Below are 21,163 nucleotides of genomic sequence, written 5' to 3' on the forward strand. Positions count from 1 at the left end.
GGCCCGCTCCGGAGTCTCACCGCGCATCCGGATGCATGGGCTCTCCGTGGCCCCCCTCCGGCGAACTGCTGGCCTGAGGCTGGGATGATGGGGAGTCGGGCCCCGGCGGTGCCATCGCCTATCGGTTCGACGCCCTGGGCCTCCACCCCACCATCATCGGCCGGTGTGGAGACGAGTGCAGCGTGGGCCCCTACCTCGAGGACACGGCCGGCAACCTGCTCGTCTACAGCATCAGCTCCGCGGGCTCGCGCATCGGCTACCGCGGCGCCGAGGGACAGGACTGGTCCCTCATGCATTCCTATTCCCCGGGGCCCTTGCCTCCGGAATTCCCCCAAACTCCCTTCGATTATGGGTCCGCCATCTTCGACTCCCAGGGAGAGGCGCTCGTGTCGGCCACCCTCGAGGGACAGGCCACCTTCCAGGGCCAGTCGTTCGGCGCGGACACCCAGCCTTCCCTTTGACGGGCCTGGACTGGGCCGGTGAGGAGTTGGTGCTCGCCGGCACGTTCCGCGGCGTGGTCGACTTCGGCACCGGTGTCCGGCAAGGCCCCACCGGAACGGACACGCCCGCGGGCTTCGTCCTCAAGCTCCGGCGCCCCTGAGCCCTGTCGTCCCGAGGAGCCCGCCGGGCGCGTTGTTCCCAGACTTGTCCAGCAGTCGGACAAGTTCGTGACGAGCGCGCCCGGAGTGCTTCCTGTCTGGCCCCACCCACCTACCATGGCCCTTCCCCCCCTGCGGCCCTCGGGCCTGGAGGTATCGACCCATGGTTCCCACGACGTGGCGCTTCACCCTTTGTCTCGCCGTGCTCTCCGCGAGCGGATGCGCGCACCAGCAACCGGAAGGGGGCCGCGCTCCGGAACCCTCGCTCTCCCGGTGCTCCAATCCCGCCGGCCGGTACTCGATTGCCCACCCCTCCGCGTGGAAGACGAACACCGGCAACGGCGTGGAGCCCTGCCGCTTCTTCCACCCCACCCCCTTCGAGGTTCAGCCCCACAGCGAGGAACCGCTCGTTGCCGTCTCCGTGAAGCGCGAGCCCATGCCGCTCGATACCTTCGTCCAGGGCAACACGGGCTCCAGCAATGAGGTCCTCCAGCAGGAGAAACTCACCCTCGCCGGCCGCCCCGCCGTGCGTCTGGAGCTGCGTGCCACGCAGGAGTCTCCGCTGCTCCCCCCGGGCACCCGCGAGTACCTCTACGCCATCGGTGATGGGGACTCCGTCGTCCGCCTCAGCACCCTCGCCGTGAGAGGACTCGACTACGCGGGCAACCGCGCCGTCCTGGATGAGATGGTGCGCACGCTCGAGCTGCGCTGAGTCCTCGCGTGCTCTGTCCACGAACACGGACGGGCTTCTTTGCCTCCACAACCGGGAACGAACAAAGAGCCCACGTTCGTATCCTTCTCTGAGTGGATGCAGATGCTAGAAGGTGGGAGAAGCGAGGAGCGAACCCGGGCGATGGAAACGGGTCGAGCGGAGCACCACGATGCTATTGAAGAGTCTCTCCTTCGAGGACAAGCAGACCGGCTGGAAGCTGGAGAACCTGCGATTGGATCGCTTCAACCTCCTCGTGGGTGCGTCGGGGGTGGGGAAGACACGAATCCTGCGGGCGATTCGCACGGTACATCGTATCGGGAGAGGGCTCTTCCTCCGGAACTTCAACCAAGGTGTCTCCTTCGACATTCACTTCGAACATGAGGGGCAGACCTATAGGTGGCAGTTTGACAGCGCCGCCCACAGTCCAGGATCGGGAGATGATGAGGAGAGCGCTGCAGCCCTAGCGGATGACCGTCCCATCGTTGTCGCAGAGAGCCTGCACAGCGATGTGGATGGCCTGCTCGTCAAACGAGAGCAATCTCAGTTCCTGTTCAGAAACAAGGAACTCCCGATGCTCAATCGACACTCGAGTGCGCTTCAACTCCTGGATGAACCATCCATCAACCAACTGAAACAAGCATTCGCGAAGTCATTTCTCGAGGCCCTGGATTCCCAAAGCACGACACATCGCATCATCGATGCACAGGATTGGGCCGCGCGAAAATTCCCATCGCTCGATTCGCTGCGGAGCTATACGGATAGGCCTCCCGTAGTCAAAGCGTTCGTACTCCAGGAAAGATTCGCCGCACAGTTCGACAAACTCAAACAGCTTTTCATTGATATCTTTCCCACCGTTGTAGATGTAGCAGTCGCTCGCCGGGAATCGGGAACAATGCAGGGCAGAGCCATGGAGCATCTATCCTTCAAGCTCAAGGAGCATGGCGTTCCCAAATGGATCAGGGCTGAAGACATCTCCTCCGGAATGGCTCGCACGCTCAACCATCTCGTGGATCTGATGCTCGCCCCAGCTGGGACCGTGGTGCTGATCGATGAGTTCGAGAACAGCCTCGGGGTGAACTGCATGGGCCCGCTGACCGACTTCATCCTGTCGCGCGCCAACGACCTGCAATTCGTCATCACCAGCCACCACCCCTACATCATCAACAACATCCCCAAGAGCCATTGGAAGCTCGTGCGCCGCAAGGGGAGCACCGTGCGTGTCACGCCCGCCTCGGAGATTCCCGCGCTGCAAGGTCCCTCCGCCCAGGACGACTTCATCCGGCTCATCAACTCTCCCGAGTTCGAGGAGGGCATGGAGTGAAGCTCTACTTCCTCGTCGAGGGCCGGCGCACCGAGAAGAAGCTCTACAAGGCCTGGTTGGGTCACTGCTTCCCCCAGCTCCGTGAAGTCGCCCAGGCCGCGGACCTCTCGGCGGACTCCTTCTTCATCCTCGCCGGCATGGGCTACCCCTCCTACCTCCAGCGCATCCCCAGCGCGCTCGAGGACTCCGCCCGCTACGGCGTCGACCATCTCTTCGTCTGCATCGACGCCGAGGAACGTTCCTACAACGAGCGACGGCAGGAAGTGTCGAGCCTCCTGGAGAGCGCCGCCCTGTCTCTGAGGAACCAGGGCCTCCCGTTCTCCGGGCAGGTCCACGTCATCGTCGCGGACTGCTGCATCGAGAGCTGGTTGCTCGGACACCGCCGGCTCGTCCCCCGGCAGCCCGCTGACACAGCCCTCGCCGAGCTCAAACGCTTCTACGACGTCTCCCGCGATGACCCGGAGCGGATGAGCTGCCCCTCGGACCATGCGCTCGAACGCGCGAGGTTCCACTACGAGTACCTCCGCCAAGTCTTCTGGCACCACGGACAGTCCTACACCAAGGAGCGCCCGGGCATCGCCACGGAAGCCAACTACCTCGCTGCACTCCGAGATCGATGCCTCGACCCGGCTCACGTCCCGGCGCACCTCGCGAGCTTCCGCCTGCTCTGGGACACGTGGCGCACCCTGGGCGGGCGCTTCGACGTGGAGGCTGGACTCTCAAGCGCTTGAGGCCTTCCTCGCGCCCCTCACAGCACGACGATCGTGCTCAGCAGCGCCAGGCAGTACCAATACGTGAACAGCAGGTACGTCCGGTGGTCCGCCGCCCGCGTCCTCCACCCCACCACCCGCGCCGCAATCACCCAGCTCACCACCGCCAGCCCCACGTCGCACGCCACCACCGCCGCCGTCAGCCCCAGCGGCTTCATCAACACCTCGTGGATGATCAGCGGCAGCAGCCCGAACAGCGTCCCCAGCACGTACCTCGTCCCCTTCTCCCCGAACACCAACGGGAACGTCTTCCGTCCGCTCGCCCGGTCTCCCTCCAGGTCCCTCAGGTCCTGCAACGACACCAACAGGAACACCACGCTCGCCAACACCCCGATCCACCGCCACGTCACCTCCGTCAGCGGCCCCACCAGCTCCCACGCCGCCGCCAGCTGCGTCACCACCCCCAGCGCGATCAGCAGGTTCTTCGCCCACCAGCGCTTCGCTCCCCCCACCTCGTTGTGCACCACGATGATCACCTGCCACATCAACGCCCACTCCCAGACCCCGAACGCCCACCCCACCAGCGTCAGCAGCGTCATGCACGCCACCCACCTCCAGCGCGTCCCTCGCTGCGACACCTCTCCCCGCACCAGCGGCCGGTGCGGCTTGTTCACCCGATCCTCCTCCACCCCCACCAGCTGGTTCGACAGCCCAAAGGCATACGCGAACAGCCAGAAGTACAGCAGCCCCCGGCCCAGCGCTCCCAACACCTCGCCCACTCCCAGCCCGTGATGGCCGCTCGCCGCTCCGATGAACAGCAGCGGCGGCACCACCGCCGATGACACGTCTCCTCCCACGAACCTCCAGCTCACCCACAGCTCGCGCAGGATGAACCGCAGCCACGCCATCGGCTCCGCCGGATTCGTCTCCGCAGACAGGGTCCGCATCGTCATTCTCGGCTGCATGGTCTCCACCCCCGCTCGCCCCGCACGCGAGCTTTTCCCAATCCTATCTCAGGCAGGAGAGCCCTGTACTTCATGTCCACCCGGCCGCTCACGCATTCAGCGCCGCTGGGACTTTGCACACATCCTGGTGTCGCACTCGCAGTCCTCTTCCACCCCGCTGCAAGTGCACACCCTGACTGCCGCCATCGCGCCAGTCATCGCACACACGCGCAGCGCGTCGGACTCCGCGCCTCCTCCCCTCAGGGCCTCGGTCCCGACAGCGGGCCCTGGATGCGAACCCCGTGGGTGGACGTCGGATAGCGCGCCCGGAAGCGCGCCCTCCCCCGGCCGCTTCGAACCGATTCTTCCCGTGTCGGATCGCGAGGTTGCACCTCCGCCGGGGTTGTCCGGCCGCGAGCCAACACTTCAACCCCCCTGAATCCCCCCATCCAGCAACGTCAGACACCTCCCGTATTGTGTTCCTCATCAAGCTGGTGGATCACGAGGTGCGGCATGAGCTGGATCATCTATCTGATGGGCGCTGCGGGCTTCGATTCGGTGAGGGATTTCCCCGAAGGCTGGTCGCCCCCGCCGCTCGGTCCTCGCGAGGCCGTCATCCGCAAGCTGCGCGAGGTGCTCCCCAGCATCTTCTTCCCCACCCCCGCCGAGGGCTCCTTCCACGGCGACGGCTTCTCCATCACCTTCGAGCTCGGCCCCTGGGAGCCGACGCCCCGGGTGAAGCTCATCGTCCACGGCACCGGCGACGAGGTGCTCGATCTCATCGGCAAGGTGGCCGAGGCGCTGGACGCGCGCGCGCTCGACACCGGGCTGGGCGACTTCATGCGCTTCCACAAGGACCCGGACAGCGGCCGCCACGTCTGGCGCGACGCGCCCCAGCCCGGCCAGTGGATGGCTCCCGCCTGAGCGAGCCACCCGGCAGGCCCCGCTCCCCCGCTCGCTTCCGCACCCGCTCGTGCGCCCTCCAGGAGGACGGCCCCGGCCCGCGTTGCCCCTCGCCGGGATGAGCCCCACGGTTCTCCGGAGGAGATGGTGCCCCGGCGCCCGGCGGCACCCATTCGTGGCTCCCCCTCGCGGGGCACCCACCAAGGAGCGGCCATGGCCAAGAGCATTCGTGAAGTGATGTCGAGCGACGTGGAGGTCATCAACCCCAATGACACCCTCCGCGATGCGGCCGAGAAGATGCGCAGCCTCAACGTGGGCCCGCTGCCCGTCTGCGACGGCCAGCGCATCCTGGGGATGATCACCGACCGCGACATCGTCGTACGCGCCATCGCCCTGGGCAGGGACCCGAACAGCACCCAGGTGGCGGATGCGATGAGCTCCGGCATCGAGTACTGCTTCGACGACGACAACGTGGATGACGTGCTGCGCACCATGAAGACGAAGCAGATCCGCCGGATGATCGTCGTGGACCGGAACAAGAAGCTGGTGGGCATCGTCGCGCTGGGCGACCTCACCGGCGAGGCCGGCGAGCAGAAGGTGGCCGAGACGCTCGAGGGCATCTCCGAGCCCTCCAGCCCCATCTGAAGCACGCTCCGGGCCCGGTGCTCGGCAACCCACGGCCGCCTCCCCGCTCTCCAGCCGGGGGGCGGCCCTTCGTCTCTCCGGTGGATGGTTCTGTGCCGGACGGTCCCCACCTTTCTCCGAGCGAGGTGTCACCGTGCGCGGAGCCATCCAGATCGCCACCCTGCGGGGCATTCCCATCCGGGTGCACTACTCCTTCCTGCTGGTGCTGCCCTTCATGGCGTGGCTCTTCGGGCTCGCCATGGCGGGAGGCATCGGCGCCGAGCGGCTCCGGGGCCACCCGCTGGTGTGGGGCACGGGCCTGGCGGTGGCCCTCTTCCTCTCCGTGCTCGTCCATGAGCTGGCCCACTCCGTCTACGCCCTGCGCAAGGGCGGCCAGGTCTCCGACATCACCCTGCTCATGATTGGCGGCGTGTCCCGCATCACCCGCATGCCCGAGGGCGCGCGGCACGAGGCGTTGATGGCGCTCGCGGGCCCCGCCACCAGCCTGGTGCTGGGCGTGCTCCTGCGGGTGGGCTCCGTGCCACTCGCGGCCGCGGGCGCCGAGGAGCTGGCCTTCGCCACCGCCTTCCTGGGCCGCCTCAACGTCTTCCTCGGCCTCTTCAACCTGCTGCCCGCCTTCCCCATGGACGGAGGCCGCGTCGTGCGCGCGCTCCTCACCGGGTGGCTCGGCCGGGTGCGCGCCACGCAGGCGGCCGCGTTGCTCGGCAAGGGCTTCGCCCTGCTCTTCGGCCTGGTGGGCCTCTTCGGGCTGCCGGGACTGTGGCCCGGTGGAAACCCCTTCCTGCTCCTCATCGCCGTCTTCGTCTTCATGGGCGCCGCGGGCGAGTCGCGCGAGGTCCTCCTGCAGACGCTGCTCTCCGGCCTGCGCGTGCGGGAGCTGATGACACCGCGCACGTCCGCGGTGGGCGCGGAGGACTCGCTCGAGGAGGTGGACACGCGCCTGCGGGCCGAGCGGCGGCGGGCCCTGCCGGTGGTGGAGGAGGGGCGCGTGGTGGGGCTGGTGACGCAGGAGGCCGTGCTGCGGGTGCCGGCGCCGCGGCGCGGACAGACGCGGGCGCGCGAGGTGGCCCTGCCCGTGCCCGAGCTCACCCCGGAAACCCAGGCCTGGGACGCCTTGCGTGAAATGGGCCAGCGTCAACTGCCCCAACTGCCCGTGGTGCAGGACGGCCTGTTGGTGGGCACCCTCACCCAGGAGGACCTGGTGCGCGGCATCCAGCGGCGCGAGCTGGAGGGGAACCAGCGCAACGGCCCGTGGGGCGTGGGCCCTCGCGAGTCACACACCTGAAGCCGGACGCCCGGGCTCCACGGGCCCCAGCGTCTCCACCAGCGACTCGAGCGCCAGCCGCTCCTCCCCGCGCAACCGGCCCAGCACCCGGCCCGCCAGCCCGTTGGAGGCCCTCGCCACCCGGGTGCCCACCTCCAGGAGGCACTCGTGGAAGCGCGTGGCCTCGCCCAGGCCCAGCCGCTGCGCCACGCGCGCCACCAGCGGACGCAGGGGCTCCAGGTCCGGCGCCTCCCACAGCCACTCCGGCCCCCACCCGCCGAGCTGGCGCAAGGACTCGCCGCAGATGCGGCCCACCAGCGGGCTGCGCGAGGACAGCCCCGCCTCCAGCACCCTCCGGCAGGCCATGAGCTGCCCCGGCACCACCGGGCCATCCGCCGTGGCCACCCACGCGAAGGCCCTCAGCGGCGCGTCCTTCAGCGCCTCCCACTCCTCCTCCGAGAAGCCACACCGGTGGAAGGCCCGCTCCACCGTCCGCGCCGTCTCGCACGCCTCCTGCCGGGCGAGGAAGGCCCACCCGCCCCCCGGCTCCCCCCGGACACACCAGACCCGATGGTCCATGCGCTCTCCCCATACCTGTCTGGGTTTCCCCGCCCACGCCGTCCGCCGCCGGGAAACGACTCCCCCCTCACTTCCGGGCGTGCATGGTAGGGACGCGCCCGGGCCCGACAAATCGGCCCCCCCTCCACACGCCACAAACCCGACACACCCGCGCCACGCGTGTGCAATGCCTGTCATCCGCGCGCACCCGGGGGCGGGTTGCTTCCACTGTCAGCGTATTCCGTCCGGAATCCTCTCGGACTCCGAGACAGGCGAGCGCCTGGAAATGGACACCCGCTGGTAGGCTCCGCCCCCCATGCGAAGGCTCCTCTTCTCCGTCAGTGCGTCGCTGCTGTGCCTCGGCCTCGGCCCCGGTTGCGCCACCACCCCCGCGCCGAAGTCCGAGGCCCGGACGCCGCCCGCCTCCTCTCCCACCGCCACCGGACGCGGCGGCGCCGCCGCCACCGTGGACGTGCGCGCCACCTCCGCCGCCCTCGAGGTGCTGCGCTCCGGAGGCAACGCCATCGACGCCGCCGTGGCCGCCGCCAGCGTGCTCGGCGTCACCGACCCGTACTCCTGTGGCATCGGCGGCGGCGGCTTCCTCGTCGCCTGGCTCGCCCGGGATGGGCGCGTCGTCACCCTGGACCACCGCGAGACGGCTCCCGCGGGCCTCGAGCGCGCGCGCCTGTATGAGAAGGGCGCGCCCCTGCCCTTCGAGGAGCTCGTCACCAGCGGCCTGTCCGTGGGCGTCCCCGGCTCCCTCATGGGCTGGAGCGAGGCCCTGCGCCTGTATGGCTCGCGCTCGCTCGCCGAGGTGCTCCAGCCCGCCATCCGCGTCGCCGAGCAGGGCTTCCCCGTGGACGCCACCTTCCACGAGCAGACGCGGCACAACGTCGAGCGCTTCCGCGACTTCACCAGCTCCGCCGCCCTCTTCCTCGGGCCGGATGGGCAGCCCTGGCCCGTGGGCACCACCTTCCAGAATCCCGGGCTCGCGAAGACGTACCGGCTCGTCGCCCAGGGGGGTGCCTCCGCCTTCTACCGGGGCGAGCTTGCCCAGGCCATCGTCTCCACCGTCACCCGGCCGCCGCTCGCCGCGGGCGCCTCGCGCCCCGTGCGCCCCGGCGTGATGCGGTTGGAGGACCTCGAGCGCTACGAGGCCGTCGTCCGTCCCCCCGTGACGAGCACCTACCGCGGCTACACGTTGTACGGCATGGGCGCGCCCGGCAGCGGCGGTGTCACGCTCGCGCTGACGTTGAACCTGCTCGAGCCCCAGGCGCCGGCCTCGATGTCCCGCGCGCGATTCCTCCACCGGTACCTGGAGGCCTCGCGGCTCGCCTTCGCCGACCGCAATGCCTTCCTCGGAGACCCCGCCTTCGTCTCCGTCCCCGAGGCCGGGCTCCTGTCCCGTGAGTACGCCGCGCGGCGGGGCGCGAGGCTCGAGGGGACGCGGGCCTCCACCACCACCGCGCTGCCCGGCAATCCCTTCCCCTACCAGGGTCCGGCCCGCGCCGTGCTCCCGCGCGTGCCCGAGGTGGCCCGCCCCGCCGCCGAGGAGCTGGTGCCCAACAAGGAGACCACGCACATCACCACCTCGGATGCCGAGGGCAACCTCGTCGCATACACGTGCACCATCGAGGGCGAGGGCGGCAACGGCATGGTCGTCCCCGGCTACGGCTTCCTGCTCAACAACGAGCTGACGGACTTCGACCTGCCCGCCTCCGTGGACGCGCACCACCCCAACGCGCCGGCTCCCGGCAAGCGGCCGCGCAGCAGCATGAGCCCCCTGCTCGTGCTCAAGGACGGAAGGCCCGTGCTCGCGCTCGGCAGCCCCGGTGGCTCCACCATCATCACCACCGTGGGACAGACACTCGTGAATCACCTCGACTTCGGCATGCCCATCGAGCAGGCCCTGGCCGCGCCTCGCGTGTCCCAGCGCAACTCGCCCGATAACAGGAGCCAGGCCGAGCCCGCGTTCATCGCCTCGCCCGAGGCCGCGGAGCTCGGTGAGATGGGACATGGATTCACGAATGTGGGGCCCCTGGGCGCGCTCACCGCCATCCGCGTCCACGAGGACGGCACCGTCACCGCCGCCGCCGAGCCCTCCCGCCGCGGTGGCGGCAGCGCCATGGTCGTCGAGCCCGTGAAGTGAGAAGGGGCGGGAGCGGCCCGGGCCTCACGGCCCTCGGGACTTGAGCCGCTCCAGCTCGGACTGGAGCTCCGCCCGCCGGCGCTCCGCCTCCTCGCGCCGGCGGGCCTCTTCCTCGAGCCGATGCTCCGTTTCGTCGAGCCAGCGAACCTGCTCGGCGCTCGCTCGCCGCTGCTCCATGCGGCCCAGCATTTCCCTCAACCGCTCGTTCCGCTCCTCCATGTCCAGAAGCAGGGCATTGCCCGCCCAGAACCGCAGCCGTTCTCCGTCCAGTTGGAGTTCCAGCCCCAGCACTTCCGAGAAGTACCAGCCCTGCTCCGGCTCCATCCGCACGTACTCCCTCGCATCCGGTGAAGGCAGCCGATATGCCTCCAGCCGTTCTCTCGCCCGGTCGTAGATGAAGTATTCGGGAATCCCCAGCCGGGCATAGCGCCGCACGTTGTCCTCGGCGTCCTTCTTGCGGTCGCCGCCCACGTGCACCTCCATCACCCAGTCCAATCCCTTGCCCTCGTGGCTCACCAGCCACTTGCCCCGCAGGTGCGGCTCCACGTCCAACACCACCAGCAGGTCCGGCGCGAAGCGCCTCTCCCCGGGGTAGTAGATGGGAAGCGCCACGCTCACGTACGCCCGGCGCCGCGGCGGTTTGAAGTAGTCCTGGAGTGCATCCTGTGCCCGCCACCTCGCCTCGGTGTGCAGGTCCCCCTCCGGCATCGGCATCTCCTCCCACGTCACCTCCGCGGGAAGAGCCTCCACGACCCGCGCCCTCTCCTCGCCGCTCATCGCCTCCCATTCCGCTTGTGTGGGAGCTCGGGGAAAGGCGTCCACATCATGCTGTCGCTCATGCGTCATCCCCTGGTAGGGTGTGGCAGTTGACCTCCGAGGTCAACCGCGCACGAGTTCAACGTCCATGAGCGGAGATTCCGCTCTTCCCCCACCCACCCCGCAGCCAGCTGGAGCGGGCTTCAACCCAGGCTGTGCATGCTCACAGCGTATTCGATGACAACCGGCGGGCCCGCGCTCAGGGGAGCCCAACCCGCCGCGAGGGCCCATTCCACCATCTCGGACTCCTGTCCTGGGCCGCCGGGAGCGCGTGGACCCCGCTACCCCGTCCGCTTCCTCGGGCTCGCGTAGGGCGCCAGCAGCTCCGGCCGATCCACCAGGCAGCGCAACGCCTTGCCCGCGTAGCCCTCCAGCCGATCGATGAACGCGAAGTCGTGCTCGTCCCCGACCTCGTGCGCCAGCTCGTGCAGGATGATGCCCAGCGTGCGCGGCTCCAACGGGTCGTCCAGCCGCACCCGCCCCTTCATGTTCACCCGCAGCACCCGCCGCTTGCTGTCGTACTCCGCTTCCACGTGCGCGCGCTCGTCTCTCACCTCGCGCTCGAAGAACTCCACCCCCACCTCCCTCCCCGTCAGCTCCTTCGACAGGCATCGCACCACCCCCACCAGCCGCTCCGCCCTCGCCCCCGGCCGCACCACCACGTCCCTCGGCGGGCCCTCCATCCGCTCCACGTACGCGTCCGCCCCCTCCACCACCGTCTCCAACTGCTCCAGCGCCGTCTGGGGCATCCCCCTCAGGTCCACCACCTTCGCCCCCAGCTGCCTCGCCCGGTCATCCACCCTCGGGCCCGCGGACAGCACCGCCCTCGCCGGCAACACCTTGTCCACGTACGCCCCCAACGCCTCCTCCCCCAACGTGAAGTGCGCCAGCACCTCCGTCACCCACGCCCCCGACAGCTCCTGCCGGCTCAGCTCCGGCGCCAGTGACTCCAGGATGATCGCCGCCAGCGTCCGCTTGTACGGGTCCCTCGCCGCGTCGCGCTCGGCCGCCAGCGGAATGCGCTGCTGCACGTCCACGTGCCACGGCAGGTGGTGCGGCTCCACCGGCAACCCCAGCTCGTACAGGTGCGGCGTCTCGCCCGGCCTCGGGTAGTACAGGTCCACCCGCGCGCCCCGCTCCACGTACCGCTCCACCCCCCGGTGCAGCTCCACCGTCTCCAGCGGGCAGTCCTCCAGCGAGTCCTTCGCCCTCGGCGGACGCACGGCGCGCCCGTTGATGAGCAGCTCCACCCCCGGCGGCGGAAGGGTGAGGCGCAACAGCCGCACGGCCTCGTCGCGCTCGCGCGCGCTCGTGCGGCGGAAGAGCCGCAGGCACGTGCCCACCCGCCGCGTGTTCGCCTTCACGTTCCGCCCCGTGTCGTCGAAGACGAGCGTGCGCCCCACCGTCTCCACCTCGGCGCGGTCGCTCGCGGCGATCATCTCCTTGAGGCCCCGCCCCTTGCGCCCCCGCCACGTGGGCGGCGTGTCCTTCTCCCCGAGGAACACCGTGAAGGCGAACTCGTCCCGCGCCAGGCCCGCCGGCGCGTCGTCCTCGATGCGGACCTCGTCCTCCTCCAGGCGCACCTTCACCCGGCGCGCCCGCTGGTCGAACGCGTTCTGCAACGCCTCGCGCACCAGCTGGCCGAGCGGCCTCGCCCGGTTGGAGCGCCTCCAGCCTTCCTCCGACAACTCGAACCACTCCGAACGGCCGTTCCGGGCCTGGCTCATCGAAAGTCTCCCCGCTCCGGACCCCCGCGGGCGCCATGCGCCGCCGCCAGGCTTCCGGGCAACAGGGCAGAACACTCCAGGCACAGCGGCTCTTCCCCCGCGCGCCTGTCCGGGCAGCGGGCTGGGAGGCCCGTGTTCCGGGTGCTCAGAGGAACTCTCTCCTCGCCTCGGAGACCTGTCCCGCGCTCGACACCCTCACCCCAACCCTCTCCCAGAAGGAGAGGGGGCTTTACACAGTCCCAACCCGGGACCCGGGTACCCTCACCCCTCGGGAGAGGGGTTGTAGGGCTCCCGACATCCCAAGTCCCCGTCTCCCGGTGCGCTCGCGTCGCTCCCTCCTGGCGCATCCTCCCTCCCGGCGTACGCTGTCTCACGGCGGGCTCGCGCCACGGCACGGGGACACTCCCCCCACCACCCGCCGCTCCCTACCTTTGGAGGCACGATGCACAGCCCCCTCGAGGCCCTCCGGGACATGGGCCAGCATGAGCTTCGTCCCTGGAAGTCAGCCGCCGTCGCCGCGCTCTCCGCCGCCCGCTCGCGCCTGCTGCGCATGCTCGAGGGCCTCCCCGAGGACGCCCTCACCCTCCAGCACTCACCCCTCATGTCCCCCATCGTCTGGGACGTGGCCCACCTGGCCAACTACGAGGAGCAGTGGTTGCTGCGCGCCCTCGGCGCCCCCGCCCTCACCGACTCCGCCTTCGACTCGCTCTACGACGCCTTCCGCCACCCGCGCTCCTCGCGCTCCCAACTGCCCCTGCTCACCCCCGCCCAGGCCTTCGCCTACGCCTCCCGCGTCCGCGAGGCCACGCTCGAGTGGCTCCACCACCTCCACGAGGACTCGCCCGTCCCCCTGCTGCGCGGCGGCTTCGTCTTCGGCATGGTGGTCCAGCACGAGCAACAGCACCTGGAGACGCTCGCCGCCACGCTGCAGCTCATGACGAGCCACGTGTACCGGCCCGCCGCGCTCCCCCGCCCGCGGCCCGCTCGCGCCGCGCAATACGAGGTCTTCATCCCCGGCGGCCCCGCGCGCCTGGGCAGCGACGCGCCCTGGGCCTACGACAACGAGCGTCCCGCCCACACCGTGCACGTGCCGGACTTCCTCCTGGACTCGCACCCCGTCACCAACGGGGACTACGTCGTCTTCGTCGAGTCCGGCGGCTACACCGACAGCCGCTGGTGGGACCCCCAGGGCTTCGAGTGGCTTCACGCCCAGGGCATCCGCCACCCGCTCTTCTGGCTCCCCCAGGAGGGGGGCGCCTGGCTGCGGCGGCGCTACGGCCACGTGGAGCCCCTTCCCAAGGACGAGCCCGTACAGCACGTGTCCTGGTACGAGGCGGACGCCTACGCGCGCTGGGCCGGCAAACGGCTGCCCACCGAGGCCGAGTGGGAGAAGGCCGCGACGGGCTCGGACGGCCAGCCCCGCGTGTACCCCTGGGGGGACGCGGCACCGGACTCCTCCCACGCCAACCTCGGCGGGGACTCCTGGGGCCCCTCCCCCATTGGCAGCTACCCCGCGGGCCAGAGCGCGGACGGCGTCTGGGGTCTCCTCGGAGATGTCTGGGAGTGGACCTCCAGCACCTTCGATGGATACTTTGGGTTCAAATCATTTCCCTACCGTGAATACTCCGAGGTGTTCTTCGGCGCGGAGTACCGGGTGTTGAGGGGTGGAGCGTGGGCGAGCGCGCCGGTGGCGGTGCGCAACAGCTTCCGCAACTGGGACTACCCCATCCGCCGGCAGATCTTCGCCGGCTTCAGGTGCGCGCGAGACGCGAGGTGAGACATGAGACAGGGCGGAGGGATGGGCGAGACGGGGCTGGGGCTGGGGCGGCGGCGCGAGTCCGAGGTGACGGTGGAGGTGCACGTGCGGCCAGGGGACGCGCAGCGGGCGCTGCGCTCGGAGGTGCTGGCCGGGCTGTGCGGAGACACCACGCCGCGGGAGCTGTCCCCCAAGTGGCTCTATGACGAGCGGGGCAGCCAGCTCTTCGACGAAATCACCCGGTTGCCGGAGTACTACCCCACGCGGCGCGAGCGGGAAATCCTCGTGGCGCACGCGGGGGACATCGCCCGGGCGAGCGGGGCGGACACGCTGATCGAGCTGGGCAGCGGGAGCAGCGAGAAGACACGGCTGCTGCTGGACGCGCTGCGGAGCACGGGGCAGCTGAGGCGCTTCGTCCCCTTCGACGTGAGCGAGGCCTTCCTGAGGCAGGCGGCGCGGGCGGTGGCCGGCGAGTACCCGGGGCTGCGGGTGCACGCGGTGGTGGGGGACTTCGAGCGGCACCTGGAGCGGTTGCCGAGGGGAGGCCGCCGGCTGGTGGCCTTCCTGGGCGGGACGATTGGCAACCTGAAGCCGGCCGAGCGCGCGCGCTTCTACGGGCAGCTGGCGTCGGGGATGGAGCCGGGCGAGGGGCTGCTGTTGGGGACGGACCTGCTCAAGTGCCGCGAGCGGCTGTTCGCGGCGTACAACGACAGCGCGGGGGTGACGGCGGCCTTCAACCGCAACGTGCTGCACGTGCTCAACCGCGAGCTGGACGCGGACTTCGAGCCCGAGGCCTTCGAGCACCTGGCGCCCTTCGACGAGGAGAACGGGTGGGTGGAGATGCGGCTCATCTCCTCGCGGGCGCAGGCGGTGAAGCTGTCGGCGCTGAAGCGGTACGTGAACTTCGCCGAGGGCGAGGTGCTGCGCACGGAGGTGAGCTGCAAGTTCCGTCCGGAGCAGGTGGAGGCGGAGCTCGCGGCCGCGGGGCTGTACCTGGCCGAGCGCTGGACGGACGCCGCGGGCGACTTCGCCCTCTCGCTGGCCCTCAAGCGCTGAGCGCGGGCCGGGACCCCCGGGGGAGCACCCTCCGGGCGCGCTCTCGCGCAACTGGTCCGACTGTTGGACCAGTTGGCGCACGTCGCCCCCGGGAGGGAGCCTCGCCTCGAAGCCCCTGGGCTCCAGGAGCCATGCCGCGGATTCCATGTCCCTGAGTTGGACATGCATCCCGGTCCAGCGACGGACGCGAAGCGTTCCTCGCGGGAGGGAGACTCCGTGCCGTGCGTGGCCCAGCTGGTGCAGAGCCACCCGCCGGGAGGCGGACATGGAGCACCTGTTGCCAACGAAGCTCGTCTCGCGCATCGAGCAGGACCTTGAGCGCATGATCTCGCAGGAAAGACTGCCCAGCAGTGGAAGGCTTCCCTCGGAAAGGATGCTCGCCCAGCACTACGGAGTCGCGCGAGGAACGATCCGGGAAGCGCTGTTGCGTCTTGCCGCGCGGGGGCTGCTCTCGCGGCACCCGGGGCGGCAGGCTCGTGCGGTGGCTGTCGAGCACGCCGTGACACTCGAGAGCCTGGGCGTAACGCTCCATCCCCTGGAGCGCGCGCGGCCGGGACGACAGCGCCTGCTGGAGGGGTATTTCGAGCTCAAGCGGGAGACGGCCGTCACGTTGCTGGTGCGCACCTGCGAGCACGCATCCGAAAAGGAGCTCGAGCAGGTTTCAACCGCCTGCTTCGCGCTCCGTGATGGCGCGCGCTGGGATGATGGCTCCAGACGCTGGGTGGAGCAGGAGTTCGCGCTGCTCCGGATGGCCGCGGACGCGGCGGATTCCCCGGGGCACTTCCTCCTCGTCCAGTCGCTGGAACGGGCCTTCTGGGGAATGGCTGGAGTCCTACGGACGCTCCTCTCGTCCGAAGCGGTCCGCCACTGGTCCGAGCAGACGCTGAGCTGGCTGTATGACCGGGACGCGCAGGCGCTGAGGCGAGACCTCCCCCCGCTGCTCCTCGTCTCCGATGAGCACGTTCTCCGAAGGCTCGGAGCCATGTCCGGGGGAGAAGGCCTCGACAGCGCCCGCCCCGAGGGTGGCCGGACACCGGACGCGCTTGCGTACCACCCTGGCGAGGACCCCCGATGAACCCACCTCACGAGCCCCTGCGCGAGACGGCCTCCCGGCCGCGCTCTTCACCGACTGGTCCAACAGTCGGACCAGTTGGTCGCCGCCGGGCCCGGCGGGCTCCCTGGACACACCTCCCATTCCAGCGCCGTCGAGCCATCCACTGGAGACCTCACGGTGCGAGCAGGGCCAGCACATCAACCCTGGAGAGGCCCGACTCCGGCGGAGCCATCACGAGGGAGGGTGGGGCTGCTCGACAGCTCCCGCGAGTCCGCGCGCAGGCCCTCCAGGCAGGCGGCCCTGCCTTCGCCCGGGCTCGTGACGGCCCCCTCCGGGGTGCCCAGCTTCCGGGAAACTCCTTCACGGGCGAGGTGGGAACATGGAGCGGAAGAACCCCGAAGAGAAGACGGTGCCCCGGCAGGGCGCGGGCCAGGACGAGCGCATCCACCACGAGGGCGAGGACCGCTCCACTCCCGAGGAGAAGAAGTCCGGCCCCCAGCCCGATGGCAACGGCGCCACCGGCGAGCCCGCGGCCTTCCCACCGCATCACTGAGAGCGGCGTGTGAACGACACACCCCGGGGCATGGACTGGCTCCAGCTGCGCATCGACATCCCCGCGCGCGTGCGGCACGGCATCCGGCCCGACGCCCAGGACGACTCGCCCACGTCCGCGCCCTGACACGCCACGAGACCCGAGAGACCCCGGAGACCCATCCATGAAGATGCTGCTTCACGAGCTGCACCCCGCCGTCGTCCACACTCCCCTCACCCTGCTCCCCACCGCCACGGTGGCCGATGTCATCGCCGTCACCACCGGAGACCGCACCTGGGCCCGGGTGGGCCGGCGGCTGTGGGTCGCGGGGACATTGAGCGCCCTCTTCTCGGGGCTCGCCGGACTGGCCGCCTCGCAGGAGGTGAAGCTCGAGGAGCCTCGTGCTCGCGACATGGTGTTCCTCCACGGCCTCGGCAATGCCGTCATCACCCTGGGCGCCGTGGGCGTGACGCTGTGGCGGCTCGGCCGGCCTCCGTCGGTGGTGCAGTGCGCGCTCGGGATCGCCGCCAACGTGGCCGCCATCTACACCGCCACCCTCGGCGGCAAGATGGTCTACGAGCTCGGCGTGGGCATCAACCCGATGCCCGTGGAGGGCTCGGTGGGGACGCTCAAGGGTCCTCCGCTGCTCTCCCGCGAGGCACCCCGGGCGCTCATCCGCGATGCCGTGCTCGGCGTGCGCTGGCTGCTCGACCGGGCGCGCGGCATCTTCTCGGGAGCCGTGCCGCTGGCCTCCGGCGCCAAGGGCTTCGGTGAAGGCACCCAGGTGCCCGCGGTGACGAGCGAGCCCCTCGTGGATGACGCCACCCTCTCGCCCTCGCCACGGCCGCTCTACTGAGGGAGCGGCGTTCTTCGTCAGGCTGGCAGGTGTGGATATCCCCTCTCCCAGAGGGAGAGGGAGCGCGCCCACACGCGGTGTGCGGAATTCGCGGGGCCTCAACCGAAGCCCACCCGACACTCCAGGAGCGGAACTCCGCGGCGAGCGTCCGCGGGCACACACACCTGTCGACGGCGCCCCCACGGGCCAAACCTCCGCGAGACACTCAGTCGTCCACCACTCGTGGGAGCCACGAAACACGGGCACCCACCAGAGCGCCGGCCGTCCGGGGGGAAGGGCCGGTTCCCTGGTGCGAGGGGGGGATGCATCGGGCGCGCCTCCGGAGAACAGGACTCCGGGTGGTCGCGCCCGATGTCTTTGCGGGCCCCGCTCAGCGCGGCGGCTGGAACTCGATGCCCTTGCAGGCGTCCGAGGCCTGGAGCACCTCGTCGGCGCCAACCCCCGGGAAGGTGGCGCACAGGAACAGGTCCTTCTCCACGCGCCGCGCCCCGAAGAGCGCCGGGTAGCTCGCGCCCGAGCCCCCATCCTCCAGCTTCGGCGTGAGCCTCACCCGCACCAGCGAGAAGTCCTCGCCCCCGGCCTGCTGCTCCAGCGTGTGCTCGAAACCCGCGAAGGACTCCTCCACCGACTGGAGGAGCGCCTCGGGAGCGGGCAGCGTGGCCCCCTGGCCGGGGCGCAAGTCCACGCGCAACACCGGGCGCCCGGGCGGGCCGAACTGGAAGCTCCCATCCGAGGCCACCTGGGCCGTCCACCCCGGCGGCATGGGCACCTTCACGCCCACGCGCCGCTGGGGGACGGGCCGCTGCTCCGGGGCGGCGGGCTCCGGAGTCGCGGGCGCCTCGTCCTGCTCGCAACCACCGCAGCCGGCGGCCAGCCAGCACAACGCCACCAGGGCGGCGCGCACCGACTGGCTCCCGGCGCGGCGCACTACTTCTTGTCTCCACCCGGAGGCGGCGGCGAGCCTCCACCCTTGCCGAGGTTCTCCATCTTCGTGGTGCCCTCGAAGATGACGCCCCGGTCCATGGTGAGCGCCGGGCTCTCCAGACTGCCCTTCACGCGCGCGGGAGCGTGCAGCTCGATCAACTGCGCGGCGCGCACGTTGCCCTCCACGGTGCCATTGATGATGACGGTGCCGGCGTTGATCTCCGCCGTGACGCGGGCCCCATCCCCAATGACGAGCACGTCCTTGGTGATGATCTGCCCGCTGAACTTCCCGTCGATACGAACCTGTCCCTCGAAGGTGAGCTTCCCCTCGAACTCGCTGCCCTTGCCGAGCAGCGTGTGCACCTCACCCGGACGCGTTGCCACGGATTCATCCTCCCGTCTGCCGCCTAGAAGCGGTACGTTGGTCTTCTCTTCCTTCTTGCCGAGGAGCGCCACGCGCTACTCCTTCCTGAGTACCTTCAGGATGCGATCGAGGTCATCGTACGAGAAGTAATCGACCTCGATGGTGCCTTTTCCACCGGTCTTCTCCACCAGACGCACTTTCGTGCCCAGAATCCGCTGGAGCTCCTCGGTGAGCGCCTTCACCTGCGGGCTCACCTTGGCCGGCTTGCCCGAGTCCTTCGCCTTGCCACCCTTGGACTGCTGAACGAGCTTCTCGGTGTCGCGCACGCTCAACTTGCGCGCGGCCACCTGCTGGGCCAGCTCGGTCATCTCGGGGATGCGGGGCACACCGAGCAGCGCGCGGGCATGGCCGGCGCTCAGGTTGCCCTCGGCCACCATGTTCTTCACCTCGGGAGGCAGGCCGAGCAGCCGCAGGGCATTGGCCACCGTGGAGCGCTCCTTGCCCACGCGCTGGGCCACCTGATCCTGCGTGAGGCCGAACTCCTCGACGAGCCGGTGATAGCCCTCGGCCTCTTCCATGGGGTTGAGGTCCGCGCGCTGGAGGTTCTCCACCAGGGCGAGCTCGAAGGCCTCGACCTCCGTCACCTCGCGCACGATGGCGGGAATCTCATGCAGGCCCGCGAGCTGCGAGGCCCGCCAGCGGCGCTCGCCGGCGATGATCTTGTAGCCCTCGCCGTCCTTGCGCACGAGCACGGGCATGAGGACGCCCTGGGCCTTGATGGACTCGGTGAGCTCGCGGAGCTTCTCCTCGTCGAAGTGGCGGCGGGGCTGGAGGGTGTCGCGGTGGATGGCCTCGATGGGGAGCTTGAGGACGCTGCCCTTGGGGGGAGGGGGAGGCTCGGGAAGAACAGCCACCGCCGCCGCGGCGGCCGCGGCGGGAGGAGGAGCGGCCTGGGGGATGAGGGCGGAGAGGCCACGGCCCAACGCCCGCTTCTGCTTGTCACCGTTCAGCACTGCTTGGTCTCCACCGGGAGGGCCCGGCATTACCGGCCCGGGAGCACCCGGGCGGCCACGTCCCTGGACGGCAGCACCTCGGCCGGGGGGACGCGGGAGCCCGGCGGGGCGAGCGGAGCGAGGGAGCGCTCCAGCCCGATTCAGCGGTGGGGGGGCCCGCCTCACTCCCGCCTATATAAGGATGCGGGCGGGAGGCGGACCGGAGGCTACGCGACCTTGCGAGCGGGGGGCGGATTGGGCTCGCGCTGCATGATCTCACGGCCGAGCGCCAGGTAGCTCTCACAGCCCTTGGACTTGATGTCGTAGAGCAGGATGGGCTTGCCGAAGGACGGGCACTCGGACAGGCGCACGTTGCGCGGGACGACGGACGTGAAGACCTGCTCCTTGAAGTACTCGCGCACGTCGGCGACGACCTGGTTGGCGATGTTCGCGCGCGAGTCGAACATGGTGAGGAGGATGCCCTCCATCTTCAGCCCGGGGTTGAAGGCCTGCTTGACCAGGTCGATGGTGTGGTTGAGCTGGGAGAGGCCCTCGAGCGCGTAGTACTCGCACTGGAGCGGGATGAGGACGGAGTCCGCGGCGATCAGCGAGTTGAGGGTGAGGAGGCCGAGCGAGGGCGGGCAGTCGATGAGGATGTAGTCGTACTGCTCGGCCATGGGCCGGAGGGCATCGCGGAGGCGGTACTCGCGACGCTCCTGGTTGACGAGCTCGACCTCGGCGCCGGTGAGGTCCGGGGTGGCGGGGACCACCTGGAGGAAGCGCAGCTCGGTGGGGTGGAGGAGCTCGCCCATGGGGCGGCCACCGAGGAGGGCGTCATAGACGGTGCCCTGGAGATTCTCGCGCTTGAGGCCGAGGCCGCTGCCGGCATTGCCCTGGGGGTCCATGTCGACGAGGAGCACCTTGCGCTCGGCGGCGGCGAGGCTGGCGGCGAGGTTGATGGCGGTGGTCGTCTTGCCGACGCCGCCCTTCTGATTGGAGATGCAGATGATTCGACCCACGTGGCCCATCCTTGCGACGCCCCGGGGATGCCGGGGGCTCTGCGGGGGAGGCATGTACCGACTGCGTATTGATCCATCAAATCGACGGCTGATCCAGTCCACGACCGGATCAGACTTCTAGCTCGCCTGCCTGACATCCGCCCGTCGAACACCATGAGCCGAATCACCCTCTCCCCCCGGGAGAGGGACGGGGTGAGGGTGCCCGGACCCCGGGTTGGAGCCGCGACGAGCCCCCTCTCCCCCTGGGAGAGGGCTGGGGTGA

General features: G+C 70.0%; 22 protein-coding genes. 14 read left to right on the forward strand and 8 right to left on the reverse strand.

The window, feature by feature from the left end; translation table 11 throughout:
• Positions 1-182 precede the first annotated feature (182 nt).
• The 5 genes from Q664_RS25350 (at position 183) to Q664_RS25365 (ending at position 3,363) form a co-directional block, all read left to right on the forward strand.
• The gene (locus Q664_RS25350) at positions 183-461 is read left to right on the forward strand and encodes a hypothetical protein (protein WP_043400905.1); all 279 of its coding nucleotides are present in this window, start codon (positions 183-185) and stop codon (positions 459-461) included.
• A complete protein-coding gene (locus tag Q664_RS59305) occupies positions 458-601 on the forward strand; it encodes a hypothetical protein (protein WP_160174495.1) in 144 nt (47 codons plus the stop codon). The genes Q664_RS25350 and Q664_RS59305 overlap by 4 nt, the downstream gene beginning before the upstream one ends.
• A gap of 161 nt (positions 602-762) precedes the next feature.
• Positions 763-1,311: a hypothetical protein gene (locus Q664_RS25355; protein ID WP_043400908.1), complete on the forward strand. Its 549-nt coding sequence runs from the start codon at positions 763-765 to the stop codon at positions 1,309-1,311.
• Positions 1,312-1,480: 169 nt separating this feature from the next.
• Positions 1,481-2,632 carry an AAA family ATPase gene (locus tag Q664_RS55115; protein WP_075207507.1) on the forward strand — a complete coding sequence of 384 codons (1,152 nt, stop codon included), beginning with the start codon at positions 1,481-1,483 and terminating at the stop codon, positions 2,630-2,632.
• Complete coding sequence (locus tag Q664_RS25365; RefSeq protein WP_043400914.1) at positions 2,629-3,363, forward strand: hypothetical protein; 735 nt, start codon at positions 2,629-2,631, stop codon at positions 3,361-3,363. Before Q664_RS55115 ends, Q664_RS25365 begins: the two co-directional genes overlap by 4 nt.
• A 17-nt stretch (positions 3,364-3,380) precedes the next feature.
• On the opposite strand, the gene Q664_RS25370 is transcribed toward Q664_RS25365, so the two are convergent.
• Positions 3,381-4,295: a UbiA family prenyltransferase gene (locus Q664_RS25370; protein WP_052518651.1), complete on the reverse strand. Its 915-nt coding sequence runs from the start codon at positions 4,293-4,295 to the stop codon at positions 3,381-3,383.
• Positions 4,296-4,799: 504 nt separating this feature from the next.
• Between Q664_RS25370 and Q664_RS25375 the strand changes: the two genes are divergently transcribed.
• The 3 genes from Q664_RS25375 (at position 4,800) to Q664_RS25385 (ending at position 7,119) form a co-directional block, all read left to right on the forward strand.
• Positions 4,800-5,210, forward strand: a complete 411-nt coding sequence (locus Q664_RS25375; RefSeq protein ID WP_043400916.1) for a hypothetical protein — start codon at positions 4,800-4,802, stop codon at positions 5,208-5,210.
• A gap of 192 nt (positions 5,211-5,402) precedes the next feature.
• Positions 5,403-5,834 (forward strand): CBS domain-containing protein, encoded by a 432-nt coding sequence (locus Q664_RS25380; protein ID WP_043400919.1) that lies wholly within the window; start codon positions 5,403-5,405, stop codon positions 5,832-5,834.
• A 133-nt stretch (positions 5,835-5,967) separates the two neighbouring features.
• Positions 5,968-7,119 carry a site-2 protease family protein gene (locus Q664_RS25385; protein WP_043400922.1) on the forward strand — a complete coding sequence of 384 codons (1,152 nt, stop codon included), beginning with the start codon at positions 5,968-5,970 and terminating at the stop codon, positions 7,117-7,119.
• On the opposite strand, the gene Q664_RS25390 is transcribed toward Q664_RS25385, so the two are convergent.
• Positions 7,108-7,677: a hypothetical protein gene (locus Q664_RS25390; protein ID WP_043400925.1), complete on the reverse strand. Its 570-nt coding sequence runs from the start codon at positions 7,675-7,677 to the stop codon at positions 7,108-7,110. The genes Q664_RS25385 and Q664_RS25390 overlap by 12 nt on opposite strands.
• A 295-nt stretch (positions 7,678-7,972) precedes the next feature.
• Between Q664_RS25390 and ggt the strand changes: the two genes are divergently transcribed.
• A complete protein-coding gene (ggt, locus tag Q664_RS25395) occupies positions 7,973-9,805 on the forward strand; it encodes a gamma-glutamyltransferase (RefSeq protein WP_052518652.1) in 1,833 nt (610 codons plus the stop codon).
• A gap of 24 nt (positions 9,806-9,829) precedes the next feature.
• On the opposite strand, the gene Q664_RS25400 is transcribed toward ggt, so the two are convergent.
• Together Q664_RS25400 and Q664_RS25405 are read right to left on the reverse strand one after the other, a co-directional pair.
• Positions 9,830-10,651: a Uma2 family endonuclease gene (locus tag Q664_RS25400; RefSeq protein WP_043400927.1), complete on the reverse strand. Its 822-nt coding sequence runs from the start codon at positions 10,649-10,651 to the stop codon at positions 9,830-9,832.
• Positions 10,652-10,902: 251 nt separating this feature from the next.
• On the reverse strand, positions 10,903-12,348 hold the full coding sequence (locus tag Q664_RS25405) for an ATP-binding protein (protein WP_043400929.1): 1,446 nt from the start codon (positions 12,346-12,348) through the stop codon (positions 10,903-10,905).
• A gap of 442 nt (positions 12,349-12,790) precedes the next feature.
• Here Q664_RS25405 and egtB point away from each other — a divergent pair, with 442 nt between their 5' ends.
• The 5 genes from egtB to Q664_RS25425 all read left to right on the forward strand — a co-directional run bounded on the left by egtB (position 12,791) and on the right by Q664_RS25425 (position 17,602).
• Positions 12,791-14,125 carry an ergothioneine biosynthesis protein EgtB gene (gene egtB / locus Q664_RS25410; RefSeq protein ID WP_043400932.1) on the forward strand — a complete coding sequence of 445 codons (1,335 nt, stop codon included), beginning with the start codon at positions 12,791-12,793 and terminating at the stop codon, positions 14,123-14,125.
• A 21-nt stretch (positions 14,126-14,146) separates the two neighbouring features.
• Positions 14,147-15,160, forward strand: a complete 1,014-nt coding sequence (gene egtD, locus Q664_RS25415; RefSeq protein ID WP_052518653.1) for an L-histidine N(alpha)-methyltransferase — start codon at positions 14,147-14,149, stop codon at positions 15,158-15,160.
• A 265-nt stretch (positions 15,161-15,425) separates the two neighbouring features.
• The gene (locus Q664_RS25420; protein ID WP_052518654.1) at positions 15,426-16,235 is read left to right on the forward strand and encodes a GntR family transcriptional regulator; all 810 of its coding nucleotides are present in this window, start codon (positions 15,426-15,428) and stop codon (positions 16,233-16,235) included.
• Positions 16,236-16,593: 358 nt separating this feature from the next.
• A complete protein-coding gene (locus tag Q664_RS60145) occupies positions 16,594-16,767 on the forward strand; it encodes a hypothetical protein (protein WP_200883768.1) in 174 nt (57 codons plus the stop codon).
• A 163-nt stretch (positions 16,768-16,930) separates the two neighbouring features.
• Positions 16,931-17,602: a DUF2231 domain-containing protein gene (locus Q664_RS25425; RefSeq protein WP_043400936.1), complete on the forward strand. Its 672-nt coding sequence runs from the start codon at positions 16,931-16,933 to the stop codon at positions 17,600-17,602.
• A gap of 370 nt (positions 17,603-17,972) precedes the next feature.
• Here Q664_RS25425 and Q664_RS25430 read toward each other — a convergent pair whose 3' ends face one another.
• The 4 genes from Q664_RS25430 to Q664_RS25445 form a co-directional block, all read right to left on the reverse strand.
• On the reverse strand, positions 17,973-18,530 hold the full coding sequence (locus Q664_RS25430) for a hypothetical protein (RefSeq protein ID WP_043400939.1): 558 nt from the start codon (positions 18,528-18,530) through the stop codon (positions 17,973-17,975).
• A complete protein-coding gene (bacM, locus tag Q664_RS25435) occupies positions 18,530-18,982 on the reverse strand; it encodes a bactofilin BacM (RefSeq protein WP_043400942.1) in 453 nt (150 codons plus the stop codon). Before bacM ends, Q664_RS25430 begins: the two co-directional genes overlap by 1 nt.
• Positions 18,983-18,985: 3 nt before the next feature.
• Positions 18,986-19,903 (reverse strand): ParB/RepB/Spo0J family partition protein, encoded by a 918-nt coding sequence (locus Q664_RS25440; protein ID WP_043400945.1) that lies wholly within the window; start codon positions 19,901-19,903, stop codon positions 18,986-18,988.
• Positions 19,904-20,109: 206 nt separating this feature from the next.
• Complete coding sequence (locus Q664_RS25445) at positions 20,110-20,901, reverse strand: ParA family protein (RefSeq protein ID WP_043400949.1); 792 nt, start codon at positions 20,899-20,901, stop codon at positions 20,110-20,112.
• Positions 20,902-21,163 lie beyond the last annotated feature (262 nt).

The sequence above is a fragment of the Archangium violaceum Cb vi76 genome (genome assembly GCF_000733295.1).
GTDB lineage: Bacteria > Myxococcota > Myxococcia > Myxococcales > Myxococcaceae > Archangium > Archangium violaceum.